The organism is Acinetobacter sp. ANC 3813 (genome assembly GCF_002135435.1).
GTDB lineage: Bacteria > Pseudomonadota > Gammaproteobacteria > Pseudomonadales > Moraxellaceae > Acinetobacter.
The window spans coordinates 55,858-76,718 of the sequence record NZ_NEGK01000012.1; the positions used below are offsets into that span (position 1 = coordinate 55,858).

28 protein-coding genes are annotated in these 20,861 nt (G+C 46.3%); 1 reads left to right on the forward strand and 27 read right to left on the reverse strand.

All coding sequences use genetic code 11. The features are described from left to right. Window position 1: 1 nt before the first annotated feature. The 27 genes from B9T34_RS16285 to B9T34_RS16415 form a co-directional block, all read right to left on the reverse strand. On the reverse strand, window positions 2-931 hold the full coding sequence (locus B9T34_RS16285; RefSeq protein ID WP_086214190.1) for a hypothetical protein: 930 nt from the start codon (window positions 929-931) through the stop codon (window positions 2-4). Further along, window positions 928-2,079 (reverse strand): hypothetical protein, encoded by a 1,152-nt coding sequence (locus B9T34_RS16290; protein ID WP_086214191.1) that lies wholly within the window; start codon window positions 2,077-2,079, stop codon window positions 928-930. The genes B9T34_RS16285 and B9T34_RS16290 overlap by 4 nt, the downstream gene beginning before the upstream one ends. A gap of 2 nt (window positions 2,080-2,081) precedes the next feature. Continuing rightward, window positions 2,082-3,161, reverse strand: coding sequence for a hypothetical protein (locus tag B9T34_RS16295; RefSeq protein ID WP_086214192.1), 1,080 nt, complete (start codon window positions 3,159-3,161; stop codon window positions 2,082-2,084). Continuing rightward, window positions 3,154-3,438 carry a hypothetical protein gene (locus B9T34_RS16300; protein WP_228147471.1) on the reverse strand — a complete coding sequence of 95 codons (285 nt, stop codon included), beginning with the start codon at window positions 3,436-3,438 and terminating at the stop codon, window positions 3,154-3,156. The genes B9T34_RS16295 and B9T34_RS16300 overlap by 8 nt, the downstream gene beginning before the upstream one ends. Before the next feature lie 72 nt (window positions 3,439-3,510). Beyond that, window positions 3,511-5,517: a hypothetical protein gene (locus tag B9T34_RS16305; RefSeq protein WP_086214193.1), complete on the reverse strand. Its 2,007-nt coding sequence runs from the start codon at window positions 5,515-5,517 to the stop codon at window positions 3,511-3,513. A gap of 1 nt (window position 5,518) precedes the next feature. Next, complete coding sequence (locus B9T34_RS16310; RefSeq protein WP_086214194.1) at window positions 5,519-6,283, reverse strand: hypothetical protein; 765 nt, start codon at window positions 6,281-6,283, stop codon at window positions 5,519-5,521. A gap of 71 nt (window positions 6,284-6,354) precedes the next feature. Then, window positions 6,355-8,376, reverse strand: a complete 2,022-nt coding sequence (locus B9T34_RS16315; RefSeq protein WP_086214195.1) for a Hint domain-containing homing endonuclease — start codon at window positions 8,374-8,376, stop codon at window positions 6,355-6,357. An 11-nt stretch (window positions 8,377-8,387) separates the two neighbouring features. Then, window positions 8,388-8,936 carry a hypothetical protein gene (locus B9T34_RS16320; protein ID WP_086214196.1) on the reverse strand — a complete coding sequence of 183 codons (549 nt, stop codon included), beginning with the start codon at window positions 8,934-8,936 and terminating at the stop codon, window positions 8,388-8,390. A gap of 10 nt (window positions 8,937-8,946) precedes the next feature. Further along, window positions 8,947-9,807, reverse strand: a complete 861-nt coding sequence (locus tag B9T34_RS16325) for a hypothetical protein (RefSeq protein WP_086214197.1) — start codon at window positions 9,805-9,807, stop codon at window positions 8,947-8,949. Window positions 9,808-9,816: 9 nt separating this feature from the next. Next, a complete protein-coding gene (locus B9T34_RS16330; protein ID WP_139841283.1) occupies window positions 9,817-10,665 on the reverse strand; it encodes a hypothetical protein in 849 nt (282 codons plus the stop codon). A gap of 74 nt (window positions 10,666-10,739) precedes the next feature. Next, a complete protein-coding gene (locus B9T34_RS16335; RefSeq protein WP_139841284.1) occupies window positions 10,740-11,213 on the reverse strand; it encodes a hypothetical protein in 474 nt (157 codons plus the stop codon). Between the two features lie 152 nt (window positions 11,214-11,365). Then, window positions 11,366-11,713 (reverse strand): hypothetical protein, encoded by a 348-nt coding sequence (locus tag B9T34_RS16340; RefSeq protein ID WP_086214200.1) that lies wholly within the window; start codon window positions 11,711-11,713, stop codon window positions 11,366-11,368. Between the two features lie 53 nt (window positions 11,714-11,766). After that, the gene (locus B9T34_RS16345; protein ID WP_086214201.1) at window positions 11,767-12,243 is read right to left on the reverse strand and encodes a hypothetical protein; all 477 of its coding nucleotides are present in this window, start codon (window positions 12,241-12,243) and stop codon (window positions 11,767-11,769) included. A gap of 12 nt (window positions 12,244-12,255) precedes the next feature. Further along, the gene (locus tag B9T34_RS16350; RefSeq protein ID WP_086214202.1) at window positions 12,256-12,519 is read right to left on the reverse strand and encodes a hypothetical protein; all 264 of its coding nucleotides are present in this window, start codon (window positions 12,517-12,519) and stop codon (window positions 12,256-12,258) included. After that, a complete protein-coding gene (locus tag B9T34_RS16355) occupies window positions 12,516-12,860 on the reverse strand; it encodes a hypothetical protein (protein ID WP_086214203.1) in 345 nt (114 codons plus the stop codon). Before B9T34_RS16355 ends, B9T34_RS16350 begins: the two co-directional genes overlap by 4 nt. Beyond that, a complete protein-coding gene (locus tag B9T34_RS16360) occupies window positions 12,857-13,372 on the reverse strand; it encodes a hypothetical protein (RefSeq protein WP_086214204.1) in 516 nt (171 codons plus the stop codon). The genes B9T34_RS16355 and B9T34_RS16360 overlap by 4 nt, the downstream gene beginning before the upstream one ends. A gap of 17 nt (window positions 13,373-13,389) precedes the next feature. Further along, window positions 13,390-13,836, reverse strand: a complete 447-nt coding sequence (locus tag B9T34_RS16365; protein ID WP_086214205.1) for a hypothetical protein — start codon at window positions 13,834-13,836, stop codon at window positions 13,390-13,392. Between the two features lie 10 nt (window positions 13,837-13,846). Then, window positions 13,847-14,179 (reverse strand): hypothetical protein, encoded by a 333-nt coding sequence (locus tag B9T34_RS18950; RefSeq protein ID WP_213034168.1) that lies wholly within the window; start codon window positions 14,177-14,179, stop codon window positions 13,847-13,849. Continuing rightward, a complete protein-coding gene (locus B9T34_RS16375; RefSeq protein WP_086214206.1) occupies window positions 14,179-14,520 on the reverse strand; it encodes a hypothetical protein in 342 nt (113 codons plus the stop codon). Before B9T34_RS16375 ends, B9T34_RS18950 begins: the two co-directional genes overlap by 1 nt. Then, entirely contained in the window at window positions 14,517-15,401 is an 885-nt protein-coding gene (locus B9T34_RS16380; protein ID WP_086214207.1) for an MmcB family DNA repair protein, read from the reverse strand. Before B9T34_RS16380 ends, B9T34_RS16375 begins: the two co-directional genes overlap by 4 nt. Continuing rightward, entirely contained in the window at window positions 15,398-16,054 is a 657-nt protein-coding gene (locus B9T34_RS16385) for a hypothetical protein (protein WP_086214208.1), read from the reverse strand. Before B9T34_RS16385 ends, B9T34_RS16380 begins: the two co-directional genes overlap by 4 nt. Next, window positions 16,051-16,281 (reverse strand): hypothetical protein, encoded by a 231-nt coding sequence (locus B9T34_RS16390; protein WP_086214209.1) that lies wholly within the window; start codon window positions 16,279-16,281, stop codon window positions 16,051-16,053. The genes B9T34_RS16385 and B9T34_RS16390 overlap by 4 nt, the downstream gene beginning before the upstream one ends. Next, a complete protein-coding gene (locus B9T34_RS16395) occupies window positions 16,278-16,598 on the reverse strand; it encodes a hypothetical protein (RefSeq protein ID WP_086214210.1) in 321 nt (106 codons plus the stop codon). The genes B9T34_RS16390 and B9T34_RS16395 overlap by 4 nt, the downstream gene beginning before the upstream one ends. Then, window positions 16,595-17,677, reverse strand: coding sequence for a DNA cytosine methyltransferase (locus B9T34_RS16400; protein ID WP_086214211.1), 1,083 nt, complete (start codon window positions 17,675-17,677; stop codon window positions 16,595-16,597). The genes B9T34_RS16395 and B9T34_RS16400 overlap by 4 nt, the downstream gene beginning before the upstream one ends. Further along, window positions 17,674-18,249 (reverse strand): hypothetical protein, encoded by a 576-nt coding sequence (locus tag B9T34_RS16405; RefSeq protein ID WP_086214212.1) that lies wholly within the window; start codon window positions 18,247-18,249, stop codon window positions 17,674-17,676. The genes B9T34_RS16400 and B9T34_RS16405 overlap by 4 nt, the downstream gene beginning before the upstream one ends. Before the next feature lie 15 nt (window positions 18,250-18,264). Next, complete coding sequence (locus tag B9T34_RS16410; RefSeq protein ID WP_086214213.1) at window positions 18,265-19,155, reverse strand: hypothetical protein; 891 nt, start codon at window positions 19,153-19,155, stop codon at window positions 18,265-18,267. Between the two features lie 227 nt (window positions 19,156-19,382). Continuing rightward, the gene (locus tag B9T34_RS16415) at window positions 19,383-20,030 is read right to left on the reverse strand and encodes a hypothetical protein (protein ID WP_086214214.1); all 648 of its coding nucleotides are present in this window, start codon (window positions 20,028-20,030) and stop codon (window positions 19,383-19,385) included. Window positions 20,031-20,251: 221 nt separating this feature from the next. On the opposite strand from B9T34_RS16415, the gene B9T34_RS16420 reads away from it, so the two are divergent. Further along, window positions 20,252-20,830 carry a tyrosine-type recombinase/integrase gene (locus B9T34_RS16420; RefSeq protein ID WP_086214215.1) on the forward strand — a complete coding sequence of 193 codons (579 nt, stop codon included), beginning with the start codon at window positions 20,252-20,254 and terminating at the stop codon, window positions 20,828-20,830. Window positions 20,831-20,861: the final 31 nt, after the last annotated feature.

The following is a 20,861-nucleotide window of genomic DNA, read 5'->3' on the forward strand; positions in this document are numbered from 1 at the left end:
ATCACCCCAGAATTTCGTTTAGAGCAGTTTCAATATCGCCTAGAATCGGATTGACGACCGCCAGTACACGTTCATCCGTGTAATACATTCGTGTCGGGGATTCTGGCAAGTCCGCAGTAGTCAATGCCCGCACTGCAGTGGCGACCCGCGCCGCTGTGAAATACAGATTTTGGCCTTCTGGCAAATCCGTGGTACTGAGTGCATTAAGCGCTGCAACAACCCGCGCCGCCGTAAAATATAAGTTGCTGTTACCCTCTGGCACGCTGTCTGTAGAAGATACAGTCAAGCCAGAACTGCCCTGCTCCTGCCAGATACCGTCATCCACGTCATAGGCATACATCTTTGTTGGGTTGCCCACGCCCGCATCCACATTGGCGTAATCGCCTGCTTTGGGATCAATTACCCCTGACGCCAAAAGCTCCTCAGATGAAAACAGGCCACGGAAATGCTGCTGAAATTCAGAACGGTTCAGCTTGGCATTCAGCTGGCTTTCCACGTCTGCTTTATTGGATTTCTGGCTGTCCAGCGCCTGCAATTCATCACGGGTCGCAGAAACGCTGCGCAGGGCCTCCAAATCGGCCACTGGGGCTTTAGAAGCATTCAGCTGATCTAAAGCGTTCTGACTGGCTTTCTGGCCCAATACGGCGCTAATAGACTGCACATTGCTGATCAGGGTTTGAAAATCAACCAGCAGGGCGCGCGCTTCAACATCTTCATTCATCAGGATGATTTGCTGTTCCAATTGCTGAATCATGGCATTTGTCGCCATGCCAGAAATCGCCGTATTGATCATCAGCATAACTTCATTTTCTGTCAGCCCGCCGCCTGTTCCGCCATTGCCCAAGTTATGAAAAAACTCATAGACTTCCTGCATATTACTGATATTTACGCCTGCATCCAGCATGCGCTGCATTAGTGTGCTGTTGCTCATGCTGTCACCTCAACTTCATTGGCGTCTATGCTAAATGGGTACTCAGATCCATCTTCAAAATTCAGGCTGAAATTGTTCTGCCGGCTTAAGCTGACTTTGACGACAAAATGGAATGCTTTTCTCAATTCATCATAGTGAATCGGCAGCACTTCAAAAGCGATATTCCCTTCACTCATGACCCGCACAAATTGGCCTGCCATCAGGCTGCTTTCAATCTTCTGCACCGTGCTGACATGATCCGTCATCATCAGCATGTAAGTAATATATTCAGAATTAGCCTCTACTGCGCGCACAGCGTCAATTGAGCTGAGAATGAAGGTTTCCCCGCCTCCAATCTCAACCGTGAGATTCTGAGCATCTGAGGCGCTTAAAATGAATGGACTTCCTGACTGCTTCGCCATGTGCTTAATGGCGATAATAGAGCTGTAATTCACCAGTTTCGGGTCACTGATATTGACCAGCTTAAATTTACGCACTGTGATTTCATCATCCGACAATAGCGCAGGGTCATTTTCATCAATGTTGTAAATCGGCTTTTCGCTGTAATTCAGTTCAGACAGCTGCAGCGGGAAAATAGACGCAGCAGGGACCAGTACATTTTCATGCGATTTAAACGGCTCTAAATGCATCAAGCTGTCTCGGACATTCAGCACATAGGTTTCACCATGCGATGCGTGCATGCTCTGGCCTGTAATGCCGACACACTCTACCCATTTGACAATATCCTCACTGATCACCATTGCAAAAATATCGCCCTTCTCAGGCTTCCATTCTGGGATATTGCGCAGCATATTTGCCGCTGAGCCGTAATGCTCAAAATGAAACGGCTCTATCTGCGCATACAGCATAGCTTCACCGATATTCATATCATCCCCGCCGCTGCGGATTGAACCGCCCAGCAGCTTGTTAAAAAGCATCATGGCATAGCCTAGTTCTACATATTCCGTGGCATGTTCATCCTGCTCACTTAGTACCATCCCGCCTTTCCAAACGGTTTCCGCACGGGTTTTGCCGTCTTCCGCTGGGATGATTTCACGGCGGAAGGCAAAACATGACACGGCGGAAAGACTGGTAATGACGATTGAACGCGATGCATGTCGGCGTCCTGCTGCTATGCGCTCTGCAGCGCTATTAATTGGCTTTAGCATGCTTATTTCCTGTTCAATACGTTAAATTCTTCTTGAGTCAAAATGCCCTGCTCATACAGCGTTTTTAGCTTCTGCTTGGCTTGGAATTGAGTCTGCCGCTCCTTTTGCCTTTTGAGCAGCTGTGCGGCCGCTTTCTTGGCTCTGGCCTCAATTTTGGCAATCTCGCCCTGCAGATTCGGCTTGATTTCATTGCGCTTGGTATTGGCACGGACAATCTGCTCTGATAATTCGCGGGAAATCTCTGATTTGCTTGTTTTATAGCGGGTCCCGACTTGCTTGGTCCGCTCTTTTTCAAGCGCTTGGCTCAGGTAATAACGGCCCGTTGCTGATTTGATGTAATGCATAACCCGCAGAATATGCTTGCAGGCAATCCCCGTCATGCTCGGATTTCTGAGTTTCGGAAAACCGCCTTCTTTGCGTCCATACACTGAGCCAGCAACGGTATTGAGATACCTGAACCAGAAATTAAAGCGTCCGCAGTCACATTCAAAGCGGACACGGCCTTTAGACAGGCGGTTTTGCACCGTGGTTGAACGGACCCGATCAGGATGGAATACCAGCTCATTGAATGCTAAAAATTCGACCTGAACGTGATGATAGCGCGGGGCGTCCTTGCTTTTTTCGATGGACTCCCTGCTGGCGTTTGTCGTGAAATACACCACGTTATTCACGCGCCGTGTAGCGATAGCGACATGGATCTGCTTATTCGCGCGGTCAATATCTTCCTGACGGCTGAATGAAATTACCTGTTCAACCGTGATGCCGCCTTTGTACGCCTGCTGCATCTGCTCCACATTGGCCGCAAATGCTTTCATGTCCTCTGCAGTAATAATCCGCGTTTGGCCCTCTGGCATGCCCAGCGTCGTCTGCAGCGCGCGCTTAAAATCATAATCGCCAGCAATGTCAGACGGCCGTAAAAATGTGGGCTTGCTGCCCTTCTTATCGGACTTGCTTTCGCGCTCTTCCTCAGCCCATTTACGCTGCGCATTGGCTTCTTTTTGGCGGCGCTTCATGTCTTTATGCAGGCCGCCTTTCAGCAGCTCTGCGCGCAATAGATCTGGGTCAAATTCACCGTTAAGCATTCGTCACCTCATAGCGCTTCTGCAGCTGAATAATGGCGTTCAGGCTGGGGAATAAGAACACTTTCTGAGGCAGCGGCTCATGAGTAAACGATGTCCCGCAAGACAAGCGGACAATATCGCTATGCTGGCGTGTACCGTATAGGCGCTGGCTGACTAAAGACGGGTCATTAATTTCATCTTCACCAATTTCATACGCCGTCAGCGAACCGCCGTACCCTGTACGCTTGGCATTGACTTCAATATGTCGCCGTATCGCTATATAAAATTCATTTCGCATGGCTATGCACAAAAAAAAGGACTGCATCAATTATGAAGCAGTCCTTTTTTTGGCCTTTCTGGTTATTCCTGATTAATTCAGCTCTGTAACCGCGACAAAGCCTGCGCCGCCGTCCTCTGACGCATTCCCGCCGCTTGTTCCCTTATATCCCGCACCGCCTGCGCCAGCGGTAATCAAGAAAACAACGCCTTCGCTCGTTGTGTTTTCATATTCAAAAGCGATATAGCCGCCTGAACCGCCTGCACCGCCATAGCCTCGGCGGTCACTGCCCACACCTAAAGCGCCATTTCCGCCCTGATTGCTGCGGTCTGGATAGACTTCTACAGAAGTCGCCAATCCGCCGACTTGAGGCTCATAGCGGCTGCCGACTATGCCGATATTGCCGTTAATATTTGCAATGAGTTCCGCGCCTGCAAACATGTCAGGCACTATATTCACGCCGCCTGCGCCATTGGCGCCATTGATCAGCGCAGACCCGCTATCAAACACCCCGCGCACCCCGCCTTTACCGCCGCCCGCCACAAAAGCAGGCGCATAAAATGAATATGGACCAACGGACGACAAGACGCCATCTGCACCATTGGCGCGGTTATCCCAAACATCCCAGATAGAGCCGCCGCCTGCACCGCCTGCGCCAAACACGTCAAAGCGGACTTTTTTGCCAGCTGGAACAGTATAGAAAGACTCTGCAGCAGTAAAAAATATACGGCGCATTGCCTCTTCTGTCAGGAATACAGCCCAGTTCACATTCCCGCCGTATCCGACACGGCTTGTCCCTGACCGATGATAGGTATTGATGACAAAGCGGTCTGTATAGCGGGCAATGGTCCATGCTTCATGCCCGCCCTCTGGCGTGATATGAATCATGTAAGATGGGTTTGTAAAATTAACATTCGCTGGCGCAGCAACGGTAACAGTATTGCCGCTGCCTAAGCCGGCAAGAAAGCAGTTTGGGTACTTGGACAGATTTGTCGGGGCGCTCTTTTTTTTCAGCAGCATATAATTGACATTTCCGCCGCCGTATCCGACACGGCCAGTCCCTGAACGGTTGTAAATATCAATAGTGAACTTATCTACAGCGCGATTGATGGACCAGCCTTCATGCGCGCCCTCTGGCGTCATCAGCAGCACAACATCAGCCGATGTATAGCTCAGGGCCTCATTGCCGCCTTTAACAATGCTCAGCGCATCCCCTGCCTTAATCACCCCTGTTTTAATTTCATTGTCCAGCTGATCAGTCAAACGCTTATAGCCGCGCTTAATCAGTTCGCGGTCTGTATCAATCGCCAAGTAGTTTACACGGCCGCCGTATCCGACACGGCTAGTCCCTGATCGGTCAAAGATTGACGCATCAATCTGATTCGCAGAACGCGAAATGCCCCATGCTTCATGCGCGCCCTCTGGCGTCAGCAAAAATGCTACTTTCGTATTGGCAAATGAATAACTGGCCGTTTCTTTGCGGACAAATGAATAGCTTCCAGACGGGCTGTACTGCGCCTGCATCAGCGGCGGGAAGAACAGCTCTGTCATTCCCATCAAATCATCAATCTGCTCTAGCAAGTTTCTTTCCAGCGCGCTTAATTGCGTTTTAAGCGCGTATTGCGGATGCGGGTCTGGATGGTTTTCATGCTCAAGGATTAAGGCCATTGCCAGCGCCGTATTTTGATCAATAACGATATTAATACCTTCCAGCACAAAGGAATTAACCGTCATGCCGAAGCTCATCACAAAAGACAGGCTGGACGGGATTTTAAGCAGCGTGCCGCTTTCAGCACTTGCCACGGCGAATAAAACACCGTCATCGGTATAAATTCCCAGACTGGCCACATCAGTATCACTGGATGCATCCACAAGCGTCATCAGGCGCAGCGTATTCTGCGAAGTTGAAATACCGCCTGCTGCAATGCTTGATTCAAGGATGATATTTCCAATCGTGGTACGGTCATCATTGGGAACTGATACGAAATTTGTTGAACTGTATTTCACTTTATCCAGTGAAATTTTAATACCGCGCAACTGGGCATTCAGCGCTGACTGAAAACCCTGCTTGGTTATTTTTAATTTGACGGGATCAGCCATGTTATACCCCTTCGGTCTGAACTGGCTTAGGCATATTCATTCCCTCAAGAAAGGCAAACGCTAAAACGTCGGCAATATCTGGCTCTTGATGCCCTGCGCTGATCAAATCGCTTTTTGAAATAACTTTGATGCGTAAAAGTGAGTCCTGACTCTGGGTAATGCTGGCTAACTGCGCTTGGATGTCTGCTTTTTTCTCTGCAGTATTAATGCGCACATTGCCCAGATACATCGCATGCGCCATATAGCCATAAGCCTGCGCCCGTTTATTGGCGTATTGCTTATAATTCTTTTCACCAAAACAGCCGCAGCCCCAGTGAATAGACGTATGAAAAATACCGCGCTTGCGCAGTTCATTCACCACTAAATTGCCGTCACCATTACTGCTAACAAGTATGCTGGAATCTGGATAATCATTTATCGCTTTTAAAAGCGTATCCATCACGTCAGGGCATTTCGGATAGATGCGGAATAACTCTACATGACGCGCGCCGTGTTCAAAGTCTATGCATCGCATGATACACACGCGGGAATTATTCACTGCAATGAAATGGCCCGCTTGGGCAAGGCGCTCACGTACAATAGGTGCTATATGACCGCTGTACGCGCGTGCAATGGTTTCAGCGTCAAATAGGCGGGTATACGGCGCATCTGCAGGCGTATCATGCCAGCGCAAGTTTTCAGAAAACTCTTTTTTTGCCACCGCAATAGCGGTTCCCAGATGCAGTATTGCTGGCAGAATATTTCGCATGCGTAGCTTATTTTTCATGTTCTTCACCAAACTAAGATTTAGTGAAGTTATACCCGTCTTTTTTTTGGCCGCTTTCTTGATATTCCAGCTTATTGCAGCAGCCTAGCAGCACGCTTCACGCGCTCGGCACCAGATGCAGGCTCTGACGGCGGCGGCATTAAGCCATTCTCAGTGCGCTCTTCACCATGATCATACGTTTCAGGGTCCACGGTAGACACAACATCAGCAGGCGTATAGTGCGTACCTTCAAGGAAAATAAAGGCGAATGTATCCACAATATCAGGGGATTTAATGCCCTTTGCGCTCATTTCTTTCTTAGACAGGATCTTGAACCGCGCCTGATCATCAAATGTGTACGGAATGCGCGTCAGCTGTTCCGTGGCCTTGCCTTTCAGATAAACCGTTCTGACTTTAAAGCGCCCTTGGCTGATTGCCCGTGACAGGCAGACATAGGCTTGCGCACGCTTATTCACGTACTCTTTGCGGTTTTTGTTGCTGAAACACTGGCCGCCCCAATGCATCGGCTTGAAAAAGATGCCCAGCGACTTCAAGTTCTGGGCCAAGCCTGCGCCTGCACCGTTGGAGTCCAGCAAAATCGTGGCATTGGAATACTCAATTAAGCATTCTTGAATCTTGGCTGTTAATTGATGTATATCATCATTGTTTTTACACAGTGGTATTTTGACGACTTCTGCACGGCGCGCGGTTTTCCCCCATTGCGTATTCCCCCAGACTTTCGCCACACAGATAGTCGAATCATCCCGCCCGACGCCCCCGCCGACATCCACCAAGATGAAATAGCCATAGTTTGCATGATTCGTCTTATGCAGCGCTGCGCCTTTGTAGACCTTTTCGGCCATACCGTGCGTAACCAGAAATTCGCCAGCCAGATCAGGGAACAGTCCGCGTATACGGATCATGTACTGCGGATCATCCCTTGAACCGTACTGAATCAATGACTCAAGGATTTTGGATTCAGCGACAATTTCTGAATCCTCAGCATTCATAATAATGCTGTTCCAGACCCCGCCTGCCGCGATTGAAAGCTTATGATGCGAATCGAAAAAGAATCCTGCCGGCTTAGCTGGCTGACTTGTCATAACCATGCGGTTATTGGCATGCGTCAGTGCGCCTGTCAGCACGTCAAAAACGCCATTGTCCACGGCGCAGGCTTCATCCGCCCAGATCAGCAAGTTATCGGCATGGTTCCCCGCTAAAGCCTGCGGATTGCCCTTCGGCGCGGTCTTTGCATACACTTGCCATTCTTTTTGATGGCCTTTGATGTAAACAGTTTCACTAAGGACAGTGATATATTCCGCCATCCATGACAAGCGGCCATTTCGCATTAAGCCCACGCACGTTTCAATTTCTTTCCATACGTGCTTTCTCAGCTGCTGGATCTGCGGCGCCGTAAACATGGTGAAGCTGTTCGGGAAAAAGCATAGGTGCCATAGCGCGACCACGCCCGCAGAACGGGTTTTACCTGTATTGTGGAATACAGTACCGTCACCGCATAAAAACTTATGATTGCCGTCTACTAAGAAGCCGTAATAATCCCCCTCGCCAATGCACACCGCTTCAACAATCGGGACCGCATGATATTCCCCAGCTTTAGCGCCGTGCATTTCCAGACGGTATATGCCCCAGCGCGCTTTCTCTACTGCATTTTGAGTCACCCAGCGGCGCACGGTAATATCACGGCGCGCACCTGTTCCTAGATGCTGCAGGCATAAAATATGTGATTCATTGAATGTATGGCTTGTTCCGTCGGCATAGCTAAAGCGGTGCATGTTTTCGCGGCCGCGCGCCAAGCACTCCACTTCCCGCCATGATTTGCCGTCATCCCCCATGAGGAAATGCGTAATATCAACATCCTCAACGGGAATAACTGAGCCATCCGCCAGCATGATCGGCGTACCCGCAGCAAAGCAGCCGTGTCCAGATGACACAGTGGTCCTGCTGCCGTCAAAAGCAATACTGTTGAATAGCTCTTCTTGATGCATCGTGTAGTCCATCCCAAGCACTTCAATTGCAAAGCGCGGGATGTCATAACGGTATCGCAGGCAGGCCGCCTTCCATTGTGGAAGGCTCCTTATATCCTTAAGCGCCATGCATCACCCATTCACAGACAGAATGGATAATTGCAGGCATCCTCATCATCTTGGGTCGGCTCATGATCCTCTTGAATCAAGCTCAGCTGGCCCCGCATCTTCTGCGCGCCCCAGCAGATCATCAGGACCGCAATATGCCCGTTTGTGACCTCTTCACTATTCAGCTCATACACCTGTCCCGACATGTCCATTGCGCGCACTTGAACAACATGCTCAGGGTTGTATTGAGACTGAACTTCATTTTCCAAAACCAGCGCTTTCATTGCTTGGAATGAATAAAACGCCTTCACGGCTTCATCCAAGTGTTCCTTGACGTTAAAACACATATCCCACTTGCTGAAAGCTTCACCAATATCTGTGAGAATGATTGTCTGTTTCATCAGCTGCTTGATTTCAGCAACTTCCTGCGGCGTTTTGCCTTTTAATGGATTGGCCGATGGCCGGTATGGCATGACGTCAGAAATCGTCAGCAGTCCATTTTGAGAATCGAAATCAGCAAACAGGCGCAGCGGGTCCTCTCTTGAGCCAGCGGCGCGCGCATCTAAAAATTGAACAGTCATGGCGTCTTCCTTATTCTTTTATAATTTCATCTGTTTTTTCACCTGTGTTCAGGTCTACTTCAACATGCGTATACGTGTCTTCTGGGCGCTCTTTAAACATGTCGCCTTGAATAACAACGTCCCAGCCTTGAGGCTCTTCATCGCCGTTATTTCCGCCTCCATTCCCGCCACCGCCGCCACCGTTATTCCCGCCGCCCACAGTGCCATCAGCCTGCGTGCCGCGGCCGTCAGTAAATTCATCGCCGTATAAAGGCGGCATTCCTGCCAAAATGCGCGGTGTAACGCCGTAAAAATCAAAATCCAGCAGCCCAACGGTCAAATTTCCCTGTTCAATATCGACTGAATCAGGAAAAATGGAGTTATCCAAAATCGTTAAAGGCCATTTATGGCGGAAATCTGGCGCCAAAAAATACGACACATAAACACGGCGCTTTTCCATCAGGCGGATATAGCTGCAAAATTGAGTAGTCAAGGACGTTGCTGAATCTGGATCATTAACAACAAAGGCGAATTGAACGTGATACGCCGCAGGCTCAGTGCGCAATTTGACACGGCGCTGCAATGGGTCAGCCTTAATCACTGTATCCAGCTCATACGGCACGCCCATCAGCTGTGATACATCTGGCGGCGCGCTGATCTCCTTTACCGCAATAATCAAAATAGGCAATTCATTTGATTTTTTGCGGTATGAATCCAGCATCTTTTCAAACTGATCAATTAAGCGGCCCTCAGCGACCGCATAAGCAAATGTTTGCGACTTCCAGCGGCTCAGGCTTTTCGTGTCTGGCGTTATCCATTTGCGGAAGTCCAGCAAAAAATCTGCAATCGCCTCTTTAACGCACTCACGCGGGGTTAAAATACGTGTATTCATATTTGCCCCTTAAAAGAAATTAAACCAACCAGTCGGGTTAGCGACTGGCTGGCTGACTTCTTTTTCCGCCGTATCTGGCTGCTTAACAGAATCCAAAAGCTTCACGCCTTCTTTGGCCTGATTCATATAATCATCAAAGCTCAGGGTCGGACAAAGGGCGCTGTCCAGCATTGCATTACGATTTTCCGCATGCAGGCGTAAAGTCTCGGCACGTTTGGCGCGGTCTTCAAGCAGGGCATTTTCAGCATTGATCGCCCGCATTAAATTTTCATCTGCAATATGCGCGGCGAAATTGGTTGAATAGATGCTGTCATACATCGCCAGCAGGCTTGTTTCCATCTCCTGACGGACAATTGAGCCTGCAACACTATCCAGCATGCCATCACCAGTGTTCTGAACATAGTTCTGCTGCAGAACGTAATCCATGCCGTATGAAATCGTTGGATAGATAATATTATTGATTTTCTTATAATCATTGGCTGCGGAAAAACCGCCGATTTTGGCCTTATAGTTGCGCATGGCCTGATTGCCTTCTGGTGTATCCAGAAACTCTTGACGGTGCGTTAAATTCCCGTCCTGATCACACTTCATTTCAATCGTGCGTACAGCTGGGCTGATACTGATTTGCTTCCCGCCCACAAATGCCGTTTCAGGCACATCCAATCCAAAAAGGACGCGCACTTGATGGCCGTAATAGCCAAGCATTGAACCTGTCGCAATCATTTCCTGCGTTTGAGGTGAATTGATTAAATCAATCCATGTTTGAATATCAACATTTGTACGGGCTACCCCTGTAAAAGTTCGGCCACGATCATTGATATTGAATGTAATTTCCCGTGTACGGCGTCCAGTAGCCATAAAAAAGCCCCAAAGTTTCATTTAGGGCTATTTTGAGGCATAAAAAAAACCGCCCTTTGGCGGTCTTCCTGATTCTATTTCGCTGAAAATGAATAATCTTCCAATAATTCTTTAAACCCTTTTTTACTTAATTTATGCCCCTTATATTCAAGCTCACCTGACGGGTCAAGGCCATTCACAAGACTGAAATTCAGTATTTGAATTTCAAGGCTTGTCTGCTGCAATTCACCGAAGCTACAAGCAGGCATAATTCGTGAAATTAGCATCTTGCGATAGAAATTATTTTCTAAATCCAAACAAATCAGAAGAAATACATCAATAATGGTGCGTCTTTCTAGTTCAATATAATCTGCCAATTGATCTAAGAAATTATAAACACGCTCAATAAATTCCTTATCCGCTTGCTTAATATCTTCTAAACTATGTTCTTTATGGTGCAAAGCACGCCAATTCAAGTTGCATATATGCAGCCCAAATCCCACGTAAGCTTTTGAACGAATAGCATCAATAAATTGATCATACTGCTCTTTGGTATACGTTACATTCATTGTAATTTTCCATTTTAAAAAGTTAAGAACAAGTCGGAAGGCTTGATGAAAAAACATTAACGCAAAAAAAAACCGCCCTTTGGCAGTCTTCCTAATCTTGTATTTCACGAATATTCTACTAGACCAGTCTAATAGACTGGTCTAGTTTCAGATCACTCAATAACTTCTATAACGATGTCTAAATGTTTTATACCCTCATTATGCAGGCGCTTAAGCTCCAATATATCTATAAAATCAGGAATACGATCACCCCAGCCGCTGTGTTCTGTCACTTTAGATATATACCCAGCCCCCGTACAGTCATACAAGCACTTATGCAGTTCACCAAGTTCATTAGTTTGCACAAAAAATACATTCTTTTCTACATGGCAGAACTCTACATAACTGCCTAGAAATGCAGCTGTCTCCAATACCTTTTTTACGGACTCTTTATCCGATTCACGATAAAAGCGCCGTGCATTTTCACGGGCATTTTCTATCTGCAGTTCTGTCAATATCATAGCTTATACCTTTTTATTATGAACACTATGTTCATTTGAACAACTTGTTTATTTTACGGCGCACCTGTTGAATTAACAATGTGTTCAGGTCTGAAAATTCCATCAGCACCAGCAATCATATGTATTTTAGGACCATCTGAAATCTTGGACAGCTCAACTTCAATCATGGCGCATAACCTCTCACGGTCCATCTGCTCTTCTGCTTCGGCATTCATACATGCAATGAAGGCTTTAAAGAATGCCGATGGATTTTTATAGCGCTTGCCAGATGGAATATAATTCCCTTCGGCATCGCATTCAAAGTCATAATTTGCAACTGTCATACATAGATAGTCATACGCATCCGTATAGTCCCATTCAGTGCCGTCCATATTTGTGCTGCATGTCCAGACAACGTATTCACCGTCCTCTGTGCCTATATGCTCCTCTTTTACCTCGCCATGCTTCACCAGAAGTTCAGCTGCGCGCTGGGCCAGCTTCTTAAATATGCGTGGCGGACGTGAACGCCGTATCTTTTTATGTAAATGCATAATTTCCCCCAGTTAGACAACAATTTTGCGTTCAACATTCATGATGTCTTTTGCGTATTGCGTGGCACGGTAAATTCCGCGGCCTACAGCTTCCAAGTACCCCAATTCGATCAAATACGCCACACAGTGATAAGCTACTTTCTCATTGCCCTGTATGACATACAGGGATAGGTCCCGTGATGTAAAAGGCTGTGTAGCGTGCGTCGCATATAAAACAACATCCATATACATCAGGAAAATCTGGCCGTTATTTTTAGAGACTGTATTTTTTCTCATTGTCTGCGGCACTCCATAAACACCGCCAAGGCATCTGCAATTAGTTTCATCTCGTCAAAATTCTTTGCAGTTCTTATTCTTTTTTGTGCCTTACGAATACCGCCAAAGCCCAAAATCATTTCTATTTGATCTTTGACACGGCGCAAGTCAATAATTCTGATTTCCTTTTCATTTGCGTCGCTGTAGTCCATTTGGTCCACATTAAAGTCCAAGTAAAAAAGGTTCTTTTCTATGTTGTAAATGATGAACTTTTCATTGCCTTTAATTACTTTCGGCATGCTGTCTACAATTTCACAAACACGGGGTTTACCATATTTTTTTAAGAATCTTTTCGGCGTCATTTGCAAGCCTCCATTGCGCCAGACATAACCAGAATTTCTTCTTTCATATCTGCCAGCATCACCAATGAATGGATATTTTCCAGCCATGCAGAATTTTCAGTCCACACCCCATCTTTGCCGCAAGTATCATGATTGATAAGATGCGATTCAGAAGGCTCAGCCTTCGCTATATCCAAATGCTCCACATCAATATTTTTGACATACTCGCGGTTTTCCAAATTGAAATACTCAGCATCTTCTGGCGCCTGCTCAACAATGCAGACCAGATCCTTTAAGCGCTGCATATCCTCTATGTACTTTTTAAGCTTTTGCAGCTCTTCTTTCACTGTCCACGCATCCCGACTGCTGGACAGACCAAGATCTATTAACATGCCGTGTACACGACGCATGCCGCGTTCAAAACGGTCTTTGCGCGCGATTTTCCCCTCTCCATCAAATTCAAAGTGTTCAGGCTTAAGATCAGGGTCTTTATAATCTGGATGGCGCAAATCAAATTCTGTAACTTCTTTCATTTTTTAAATCTCGATAGCTATTTTATTTTAGGCAACATCTTTACTAATTGTTTTTTTGATTTTCTCAGACATTGATCACGGCGCCGTATGGCATCCACACACTTATCGCATCGACACCCATACCTATATCCAGTTTCTGAACCATGCTTTGTGCTGCTGCTTTTAAACTCACCATGCTTAAGAAAATATTCTTTAGCTAATTTAACCCCAGCCCCGCCAGATTTAGCGCATACATCACAACGACACCCAGCTGCATATCCACTTACACCATGATTAAAACTCAAAAGAACACCATGCTCTTTAAAATGTTCTTTTTGTTTTTTCAAACTATTTGCCGATGCACTTATTGCTGCATTTGTACATAAATCACATCTGCAACCGTATTGATAACCAGTACATGTTCTGTGCTTTATGCCAGCTGGCAGGCTTCCATGTTCTTTAAAGTATTGCTGACCTTTATTCATTTTTTATTCCTTAATATCCGACACTTTTCATGTATTCGCGGTGCGCTTTTGACGCCTTATCCACGCCTAGCCATTCCGCAAATGACAGGCCGCTATCCGCATTTAAAAATTCTTGGTAGCGCTTCTGGCCTGCAGTCAGCGGCCGAACCTTGCCCATTTCGCCGTATACCATGTGCCAAGTCGGATGCCAGTTAGAACGCACGTTTGGCTTATCTTTATCCAGATTCACCACAATATGCGCACCGCTATAACCCACAATCACACCAGCTTCACCGTCAGCAATGACACAGCGGCCGACTTCTGCATTTACGCCATAATTCTTATTGATATATTCAAAACTCATTAGACAACCCTCCATGAAGGGACTCTAAATACAATCAAATAGAACATGAATGAAATATATAAAATGTCATCTAAATCTTGAGTCTGATCAAAGCCTAAACCCAAAACTAAAAGCATATTTTTATAAAGCAGTTTCGCTGCAGTAATAAAAAAAATGTCCATAAAAATCATGTGTGTATATTCCTTTACAGAATCCTTAAAAATGCGCTTTAAGGTCGAAATAACACCAACATATAGTCCTGCATAAAGCCCGCAAACAACCAAATTTGCAAGGCCATAAACACTGACAAATGGAATGTCATAATCAGTAAACAGCCAGAAATACAGAATGAAAATCATCATGGTTTTACATCTCCAACACCCGCCAAAAATCTTAACTCTTCCAGCTCTTCCAGCTGCTTATGCAAAGATTTCACGGCGCTGTTTAATGACTTCTGCACAGCCTGAATCTGGCTGCTTTCCGTCAGCATTTTCTTTTGCTTGTCTAATGCATCCCTAATGGTCCAAACATGCGACCCCGCAGGCAAGCCAAGCAGTTCACACAGGTCAGCATTCGCTTTTTCAAGATATTTCTTATCAGTCTCCAAGCTATTACGCTGGCGCTCTGCACTCTCTAAAAAGTTCACATCTCCTATTTGCTTTTTAAGCTGCTGTGTCTTGTATTCCAGACTGCTGACAGCATTGTCTCGGCGTCTCAAAGCCTCGCCCAATTCTGCGCCGTATTTTTCGGTAATCTTCTTTTGTGTTATATGTTCAAAACTCTGCTTATAACGGTTATCCCGCACAGTTCTGGTCACACCGTCTATCAGCAGCTTAATCCAGAAGTCTTTCGGCAAGTCATTGGCAATCGGCCTCAAGGTCGGACCCTTTACCATGCGCCAGCAATTTTCGCTGCGTACAATCAGCCCGCACCCTTCTGGCAAGTCTTTTACCTGAATCAAGCCCTTTGGCACCGCAAAAACGACGCCAGACGCATATTTCAGATAACTCATCCATTTACCCGATGTAATATCTGAGCGGTAATCAGATACCGATACCTTGCATTCATAAGCAATCGGCTTAAAGCCTGAATAAGACTTTGGCGCCGTGAACACATCAGGGCGCGGTGAGCCAGCAGGACCCAGCTGCATATCCAGCCAAATCATGCGGTCATTATTGGCGGCCAAATGCGCTGCCAAATCTTTTGCAAGCTCATCATGACCCCATTTTTTTTCATTATTCATGCGTCCACACTCCATTCATCACAATCTGTATTTCTACAGCCCATAAAATCATAAGGATTGTTCTGCCATGTGATACGGCCGCAGGATGGACAGTTAAAGCGTGTTTTTGGGTCTGTTACACGACGGCGCTCTTTTTTAACTGAATCAGGAACGCGCAGGCCAGCACCTTGCACCATCTGACGCGGATCGAATAAACGGGATTCAAATACACGGCGTTTCACCTTGTCTGCATCTGCATGCGGAATAGCGATAAGCGCGCTGTTATTCTGGGTTTTTATTTCTGCGTCGTGCCGTGTAAATACCGATGCTTTGGTGAAGTCGGTAAAGGAATTAAGTGCATCCAAATTCATGAAATACACGTCATTGCCATCAAATCGGCCTTTCTGGTACAGCACATAAGCATCCACACCATCCGCTAAAACAGTCGCTTTAGAGATGTATTGATGGTCCACTTTCCAGACGGCCAAAGCATCGACATGATCTGCAGATATAGGCTGGCAAGTGCCATAATTCCATTCTTTTTGAGCCTCTTCCAGCGTATAGACATGGGCCTGCGCTAAATCCGTGTGATAGCCGCACCCTTCATGGCGGTGCCATACAATATTCGACCCTAAATCCCCGTGCGATGAACGCAAATAAAATCTGTTATTCATTTGATCACCATAGGCACTTGAGCGAAGTCACAGCGGGCTTTCTTGTACTCATTCACCAGCCCAGAATCAAAAATTGCGCCTTCATTGGTATAGTGTGCTGAATGCTTCTTAATCTGAGCTATACAGGTTTTTTGGTCGGCATATTGCAGCTGATATGAAAATGACACTTTGTTATTTGTATTTAAATAAGAAACGGTTAGCACCCAGACAGTAATAAATTTAATCATGCTGTTATTTCCTCATCCTGAATATATGATTGGCTGCTTTGCGCAATGGCCTGCGCCAGCATCGGATTAATTTCATAGATATGCGGCTGTTTTATATGGCCGCGCACACTGATAAAGTCATCAGCAACCATCTGTTTAAGCAGCCGTGTTAAGGAAATCCCCGTCATGCTTACAGTGCCAGCATCCAGCATGCCGTTTACGCTTGATGCGCCGTGCTTAAGCAAGTGCAATAGAATCGCTATACGGCGCCCTAAAAGAGATGAATCAGCGTCTGTTTTGATAAATTTCAGGTCCGCCGTATTAGTGTTATTTTTCATTTAATTAACCCCAGTATTTTTTCTTCACGCTTGCGCTGTACCGCAGCTTCTATACGCTCCCCAATCCAGCGCATCACAGGCACAGGCATTGAGTTCCCGCAGGCTTCATAGCGATGGCCGTCAGGGCATTTATCTGCAGGCTTTCCGCGAAATGGTACTTTTGTGTAATTCTCTGGAAAGCCCTGTAAGGCTTCGCATTCAGTCGGCAAAAATTCGCGAATCTTTCCATCAATCAACACACACGGACGGCGCCCGCCGCCTGACATCCGCGTCAATGTCGGACTAACAGACTGATCTTTCATAATTCGCGGACGGCCATCTGGCGAACGCGGTTCAAAAAGCAAATACCCTAAATCATCTATGGACTGTCCGCCCGTTGTTGCAGCGCTTGCTCTAATGCTGGCGGTAAAGTCATTCCTTTCTTTTCCGCCCTCTGCAGCGCTCCCTTGCAGGCTCTCGCACTCAAGTAATACTTCTGCGGGATTAATCCAGTCTGCAGAACTTGCGACAATAAAGATGCGACGGCGCCGCTGGGCGACCCCGAAATATTTAGCGTCAAAGACTCGCCATGCAACGGTCCGCCGTGGTCCATACACACAACCAGCGTGCGTCCATTTTCCCCCTGTCGGCTTAAGCTCACATTCTTCCCCTGCAAGCGCTCCCAAAAGGCAGCCGAAAGCATTGTCTGAGGTTTTAAGCACACCTTCGACGTTTTCCCAGACGGCGACGGATGGCTCATCGCCTCGAATAGATCTAACTGAATCAATTTCATTTAAAATCCTTACATACTCTAAAGTTAAGCGTCCACGCTCATCATTTAGAGATTCTTTTGAGCCAATTATCGAAAATGCTTGGCAGGGCGTTCCACCGACCAACACGTCAGGCGCTTCACAGGTCCCATCCTTGATCATTTCCGCAATCTTGGTCATATTCCCAAGGTTCGGCACTTCGGGCCAACGATGAGCCAATACGGCGCTTGGAAATGGCATAATTTCTGCGAACCACTCTGCTTTCCATCCTATCGGGTCCCAAGCGACGCTGGCCGCTTCTATTCCCGAACAAACTGAGCCAAATTTCATGTCAAATCAGCCCCGACCAGTGGCATAGCGCACACCTCATAAATAATCAAAGATTCCTTAAGCCGGCTCTGCAGGGATGCCGTCAAAAAGCTAAGCGGGGAATTAAGCAATTCACTTACCTCAGACATTCCACCATGCAAATCAACCAGCTCATGCGCATCAGATATTTTGAATAAAACCGCTAAATCCAGACCATCTACAGGCTGAGAAAGCGGACAGCCTGAAAATGCATTTTGGATTTCCTGCTCAGCAATCTGGCGGCCTTTCTCACGCCAGAATCTGACCTCCTTGCCGTCAAGATCCACTAAGCCTTTTTTTTCACATTCGGCCAGCGCTTCACGCAATTCAGCGATATTTATCGCCAGATCTTTAAAAGAGCGCATCATAAAGCCCGCAACAATGCGCCAAGCGCCGTTATGTAATACACGCCATTCCACACCGTCGTCTTTTAAGTAAAAAACCGCTTGCTGGGCATAGGCATAAAAAAACTTGTCTGCATCTTCTGGCGCATCTTGAACAATGACTTGCGCAGTTCTGGCGCCGTATGACTCTAAAAACTCCTGTGCTTTCATAAATAGATCATCCGTTCAAAGTTTTGGTAAACCGCGCAAAGCTTCTACAGAAACCAATATCGGATCTTCCTTCTCAATTTCGCCACACCCTGCAGCTTCTTTTTGGCGGCGCTCTCTCAATTGGTCCATATACATGTTTTTTTGCTCTAGGCTCATTCCAGAAAGATCAATGCCTAAAATATGGTTATGGTTATCCGCCTGCTCCGTCAAAGTAATGAAAGACCCCACTTTTTTATTGCTATATGGCATCACGCCATAAGACTGTAAAAGCAGTTCAGGCATCTTGCTTTCAGTATCTTGAATATGGTTTTCAATGGCATATTCAGCGACTTTCACAAACGCGGAAATGTTTGAATCATCAGCATATTTTTTGTATCCTGACGGCAACTTAAAATATTCAGCAATGGCTTTATCGGTCGCCAGCAGGCAGCATTGATCTTTAGAAATCCCCTTGATTCGCCAAGATCCGAAATCAAGTAAATCACTGCTGCTGATAATGAAGCGTATTTCACCGCGTTCCAGCAAACGGGTAATTTGATCTGCTTCTAAAGCATGCTTAATATGCTTTTCAGCCAGTTCAAAAAAGTCCTCACGCATCCTTTGAAGCTCATAGGCATCACTGCAGACCACAAAGGTTTTTTTGCCATTTAGGCGCGCTTCCATCGCAGTCAGCAAGATACGGCGCTTAATTTTTTGTTCTTGATTTCTAAGCTCTATGGCCTGTACTTGCATGACAGCGCGCACAGCATCATAAGTCTGTACATACTGTTCAGTTCTGGCTGATAGCTTGCCGCGCTCTATGTCATCAAATACAGTGCATAAAAACGCATAATTCCGCTGAATCTCTTCTTGACTCAGCGCCCCTTTACGCGCCATCACAACTGTTTTTATAAATAAATCCCGCATTTCTAATCCTTATCAGAATATTAATTCGCCAAAGAATCATAAACCGTTTTCGTTATGCGCAAAAGCATAATTTATAGTTTTTATGCATTATTTATGCATATTAGATAAAATAATTATGCGTAATAGCGAATTTATTGCATGAACAAGCTAAAAATAAATGCTTTAACGCAAATTAAAGGCACAAAAAAGCGCATAACCCTGCATGAGTTATGCGCCGTGTTTTAGCGTCATTCTGAGCCGTATGACCCGCTACCGCCGCCTGTACTTGAGCTGCTATCAAAACAGCCTGAACTTGAATGACCAGTATCAGCCGATCTTGAGTAATGCTCGTTGGTTTGACATCCAGCACCAATATGCACGGACTGCTCACTTTTTGAAGCATCACCATATAAAGCAGCATGTAATAGCGGATTACCGCTAACATTCCGTGTATATACGTCGCTTTCTGCAGATCGGTCCAGCACACCTACCTGACCAACATCATTCCTGCCCGTGCATGTCATGCGATGATCCTGCGCCTTGGGACAGCGTTTATTGCCGCACTTCCTGCATACAATCATGGTGCGCTTAATATCACCAGCATCCCTGCAGCACTGTGCGCAATCATACTCTTTGACCTCCCCATTAAGAGAAAAGCTCTTACTCACGCCGTCCGCTTTGGGCAGGCTCTTTATTTTATCCAGCACACCGTCAGCAAATGGCGGACAAAATGTATAAGTCTCCCCATCTGGACCAATGGAGTGCAATACAAGATATTCAGTCCCGAACGCCGTAAACTTCCCATGCGCATCACACTTTCCTGTAATCCGCCAGCAAGCAGTCCAATACCCGATAACCGCGCAGATGATCAGCGCAACAATTAAAAAAAACAACATAGGTGCAATCCTGTTATGCTTAATTCCCGTCTATATTTTGCACACTAAAAATCAGGTCCCCCTGACGGGATTCCAGCTTTTGAAATTTAACTTATGCACTTAATATTAAAAAAAAGCTGTAAATGCCCTAAAATCCATCTTTTAGGGCATTTTATTTTTTATGGAAGGTGCTAGACTGTTTTCATACCGATTTTTTTTAATAATAAATGCCCTAAAATATTATGAAGACAGGAAAAGCCCCTTTTGTGTCCAGTGATGACCTCACAGCGACCATAAAACACCTAGACGGACTAAACTCACTCAGGAATAAATCTATCCTGCTTTTTTCGCACTACCTCGGCCTGCGCGCAAAAGAAATGGCCGCGCTGAAAATAGGGGACGTGTACGACATTAAAAACAGGCGCGTGAAAGAAGTCATCCGCCTGCTGGCCGCATACACCAAGGGCGGAAAGTTCCGTGAAGTGTTCTTAATGGATGATGATGCCCGCAGCGTTATTCAGTCCTATATCTCAAAAGAGCGGCCGATGGATGCAGATGCGCCTCTATTCCTATCCCAGAAAGGCGGGGCATTCAGCGCCAACACTATGCAGCGGGCAATTGGCAAGCTCTATAAAAATGCGGGTATTAATGCCAGCTCTCATTCTGGCCGCAGATCTTTTGCGACCCATCTGATCAGAAACGGCGCAGATATTTATTCAGTTCAGCAGCTTATGGGGCACAGCTCAATACAGACAACACAGGAATATTTTGCGACCGACCCGAACCATTTAATGCAAGTCGTGAAACGCTTAAAGATCTGATTTAAATATACAATCCATAAAAAAAACCCGC

Bases quoted from the DNA above. Each gene is read 5' to 3' on its own strand.
- B9T34_RS16410 (WP_086214213.1), bottom strand. From the start codon at position 19,155: ATGCGGGATTTATTTATAAAAACAGTTGTGATGGCGCGTAAAGGGGCG.
- B9T34_RS16400 (WP_086214211.1), bottom strand. From the start codon at position 17,677: ATGAAATTTGGCTCAGTTTGTTCGGGAATAGAAGCGGCCAGCGTCGCT.
- B9T34_RS16300 (WP_228147471.1), bottom strand. From the start codon at position 3,438: ATGCGAAATGAATTTTATATAGCGATACGGCGACATATTGAAGTCAAT.
- B9T34_RS16290 (WP_086214191.1), bottom strand. From the start codon at position 2,079: ATGCTAAAGCCAATTAATAGCGCTGCAGAGCGCATAGCAGCAGGACGC.
- B9T34_RS16355 (WP_086214203.1), bottom strand. From the start codon at position 12,860: ATGACGCCGAAAAGATTCTTAAAAAAATATGGTAAACCCCGTGTTTGT.
- B9T34_RS18950 (WP_213034168.1), bottom strand. From the start codon at position 14,179: ATGAGTTTTGAATATATCAATAAGAATTATGGCGTAAATGCAGAAGTC.
- B9T34_RS16390 (WP_086214209.1), bottom strand. From the start codon at position 16,281: ATGATTAAATTTATTACTGTCTGGGTGCTAACCGTTTCTTATTTAAAT.
- B9T34_RS16330 (WP_139841283.1), bottom strand. From the start codon at position 10,665: ATGGCTACTGGACGCCGTACACGGGAAATTACATTCAATATCAATGAT.
- B9T34_RS16305 (WP_086214193.1), bottom strand. From the start codon at position 5,517: ATGGCTGATCCCGTCAAATTAAAAATAACCAAGCAGGGTTTTCAGTCA.
- B9T34_RS16365 (WP_086214205.1), bottom strand. From the start codon at position 13,836: ATGAATAAAGGTCAGCAATACTTTAAAGAACATGGAAGCCTGCCAGCT.
- B9T34_RS16295 (WP_086214192.1), bottom strand. From the start codon at position 3,161: ATGCTTAACGGTGAATTTGACCCAGATCTATTGCGCGCAGAGCTGCTG.
- B9T34_RS16340 (WP_086214200.1), bottom strand. From the start codon at position 11,713: ATGATATTGACAGAACTGCAGATAGAAAATGCCCGTGAAAATGCACGG.
- B9T34_RS16310 (WP_086214194.1), bottom strand. From the start codon at position 6,283: ATGAAAAATAAGCTACGCATGCGAAATATTCTGCCAGCAATACTGCAT.
- B9T34_RS16285 (WP_086214190.1), bottom strand. From the start codon at position 931: ATGAGCAACAGCACACTAATGCAGCGCATGCTGGATGCAGGCGTAAAT.
- B9T34_RS16315 (WP_086214195.1), bottom strand. From the start codon at position 8,376: ATGGCGCTTAAGGATATAAGGAGCCTTCCACAATGGAAGGCGGCCTGC.
- B9T34_RS16415 (WP_086214214.1), bottom strand. From the start codon at position 20,030: ATGTTGTTTTTTTTAATTGTTGCGCTGATCATCTGCGCGGTTATCGGG.
- B9T34_RS16360 (WP_086214204.1), bottom strand. From the start codon at position 13,372: ATGAAAGAAGTTACAGAATTTGATTTGCGCCATCCAGATTATAAAGAC.
- B9T34_RS16380 (WP_086214207.1), bottom strand. From the start codon at position 15,401: ATGAATAATGAAAAAAAATGGGGTCATGATGAGCTTGCAAAAGATTTG.
- B9T34_RS16335 (WP_139841284.1), bottom strand. From the start codon at position 11,213: ATGAATGTAACGTATACCAAAGAGCAGTATGATCAATTTATTGATGCT.
- B9T34_RS16320 (WP_086214196.1), bottom strand. From the start codon at position 8,936: ATGACTGTTCAATTTTTAGATGCGCGCGCCGCTGGCTCAAGAGAGGAC.
- B9T34_RS16375 (WP_086214206.1), bottom strand. From the start codon at position 14,520: ATGATGATTTTCATTCTGTATTTCTGGCTGTTTACTGATTATGACATT.
- B9T34_RS16395 (WP_086214210.1), bottom strand. From the start codon at position 16,598: ATGAAAAATAACACTAATACGGCGGACCTGAAATTTATCAAAACAGAC.
- B9T34_RS16385 (WP_086214208.1), bottom strand. From the start codon at position 16,054: ATGAATAACAGATTTTATTTGCGTTCATCGCACGGGGATTTAGGGTCG.
- B9T34_RS16420 (WP_086214215.1), top strand. From the start codon at position 20,252: ATGAAGACAGGAAAAGCCCCTTTTGTGTCCAGTGATGACCTCACAGCG.
- B9T34_RS16345 (WP_086214201.1), bottom strand. From the start codon at position 12,243: ATGCATTTACATAAAAAGATACGGCGTTCACGTCCGCCACGCATATTT.
- B9T34_RS16325 (WP_086214197.1), bottom strand. From the start codon at position 9,807: ATGAATACACGTATTTTAACCCCGCGTGAGTGCGTTAAAGAGGCGATT.
- B9T34_RS16350 (WP_086214202.1), bottom strand. From the start codon at position 12,519: ATGAGAAAAAATACAGTCTCTAAAAATAACGGCCAGATTTTCCTGATG.
- B9T34_RS16405 (WP_086214212.1), bottom strand. From the start codon at position 18,249: ATGAAAGCACAGGAGTTTTTAGAGTCATACGGCGCCAGAACTGCGCAA.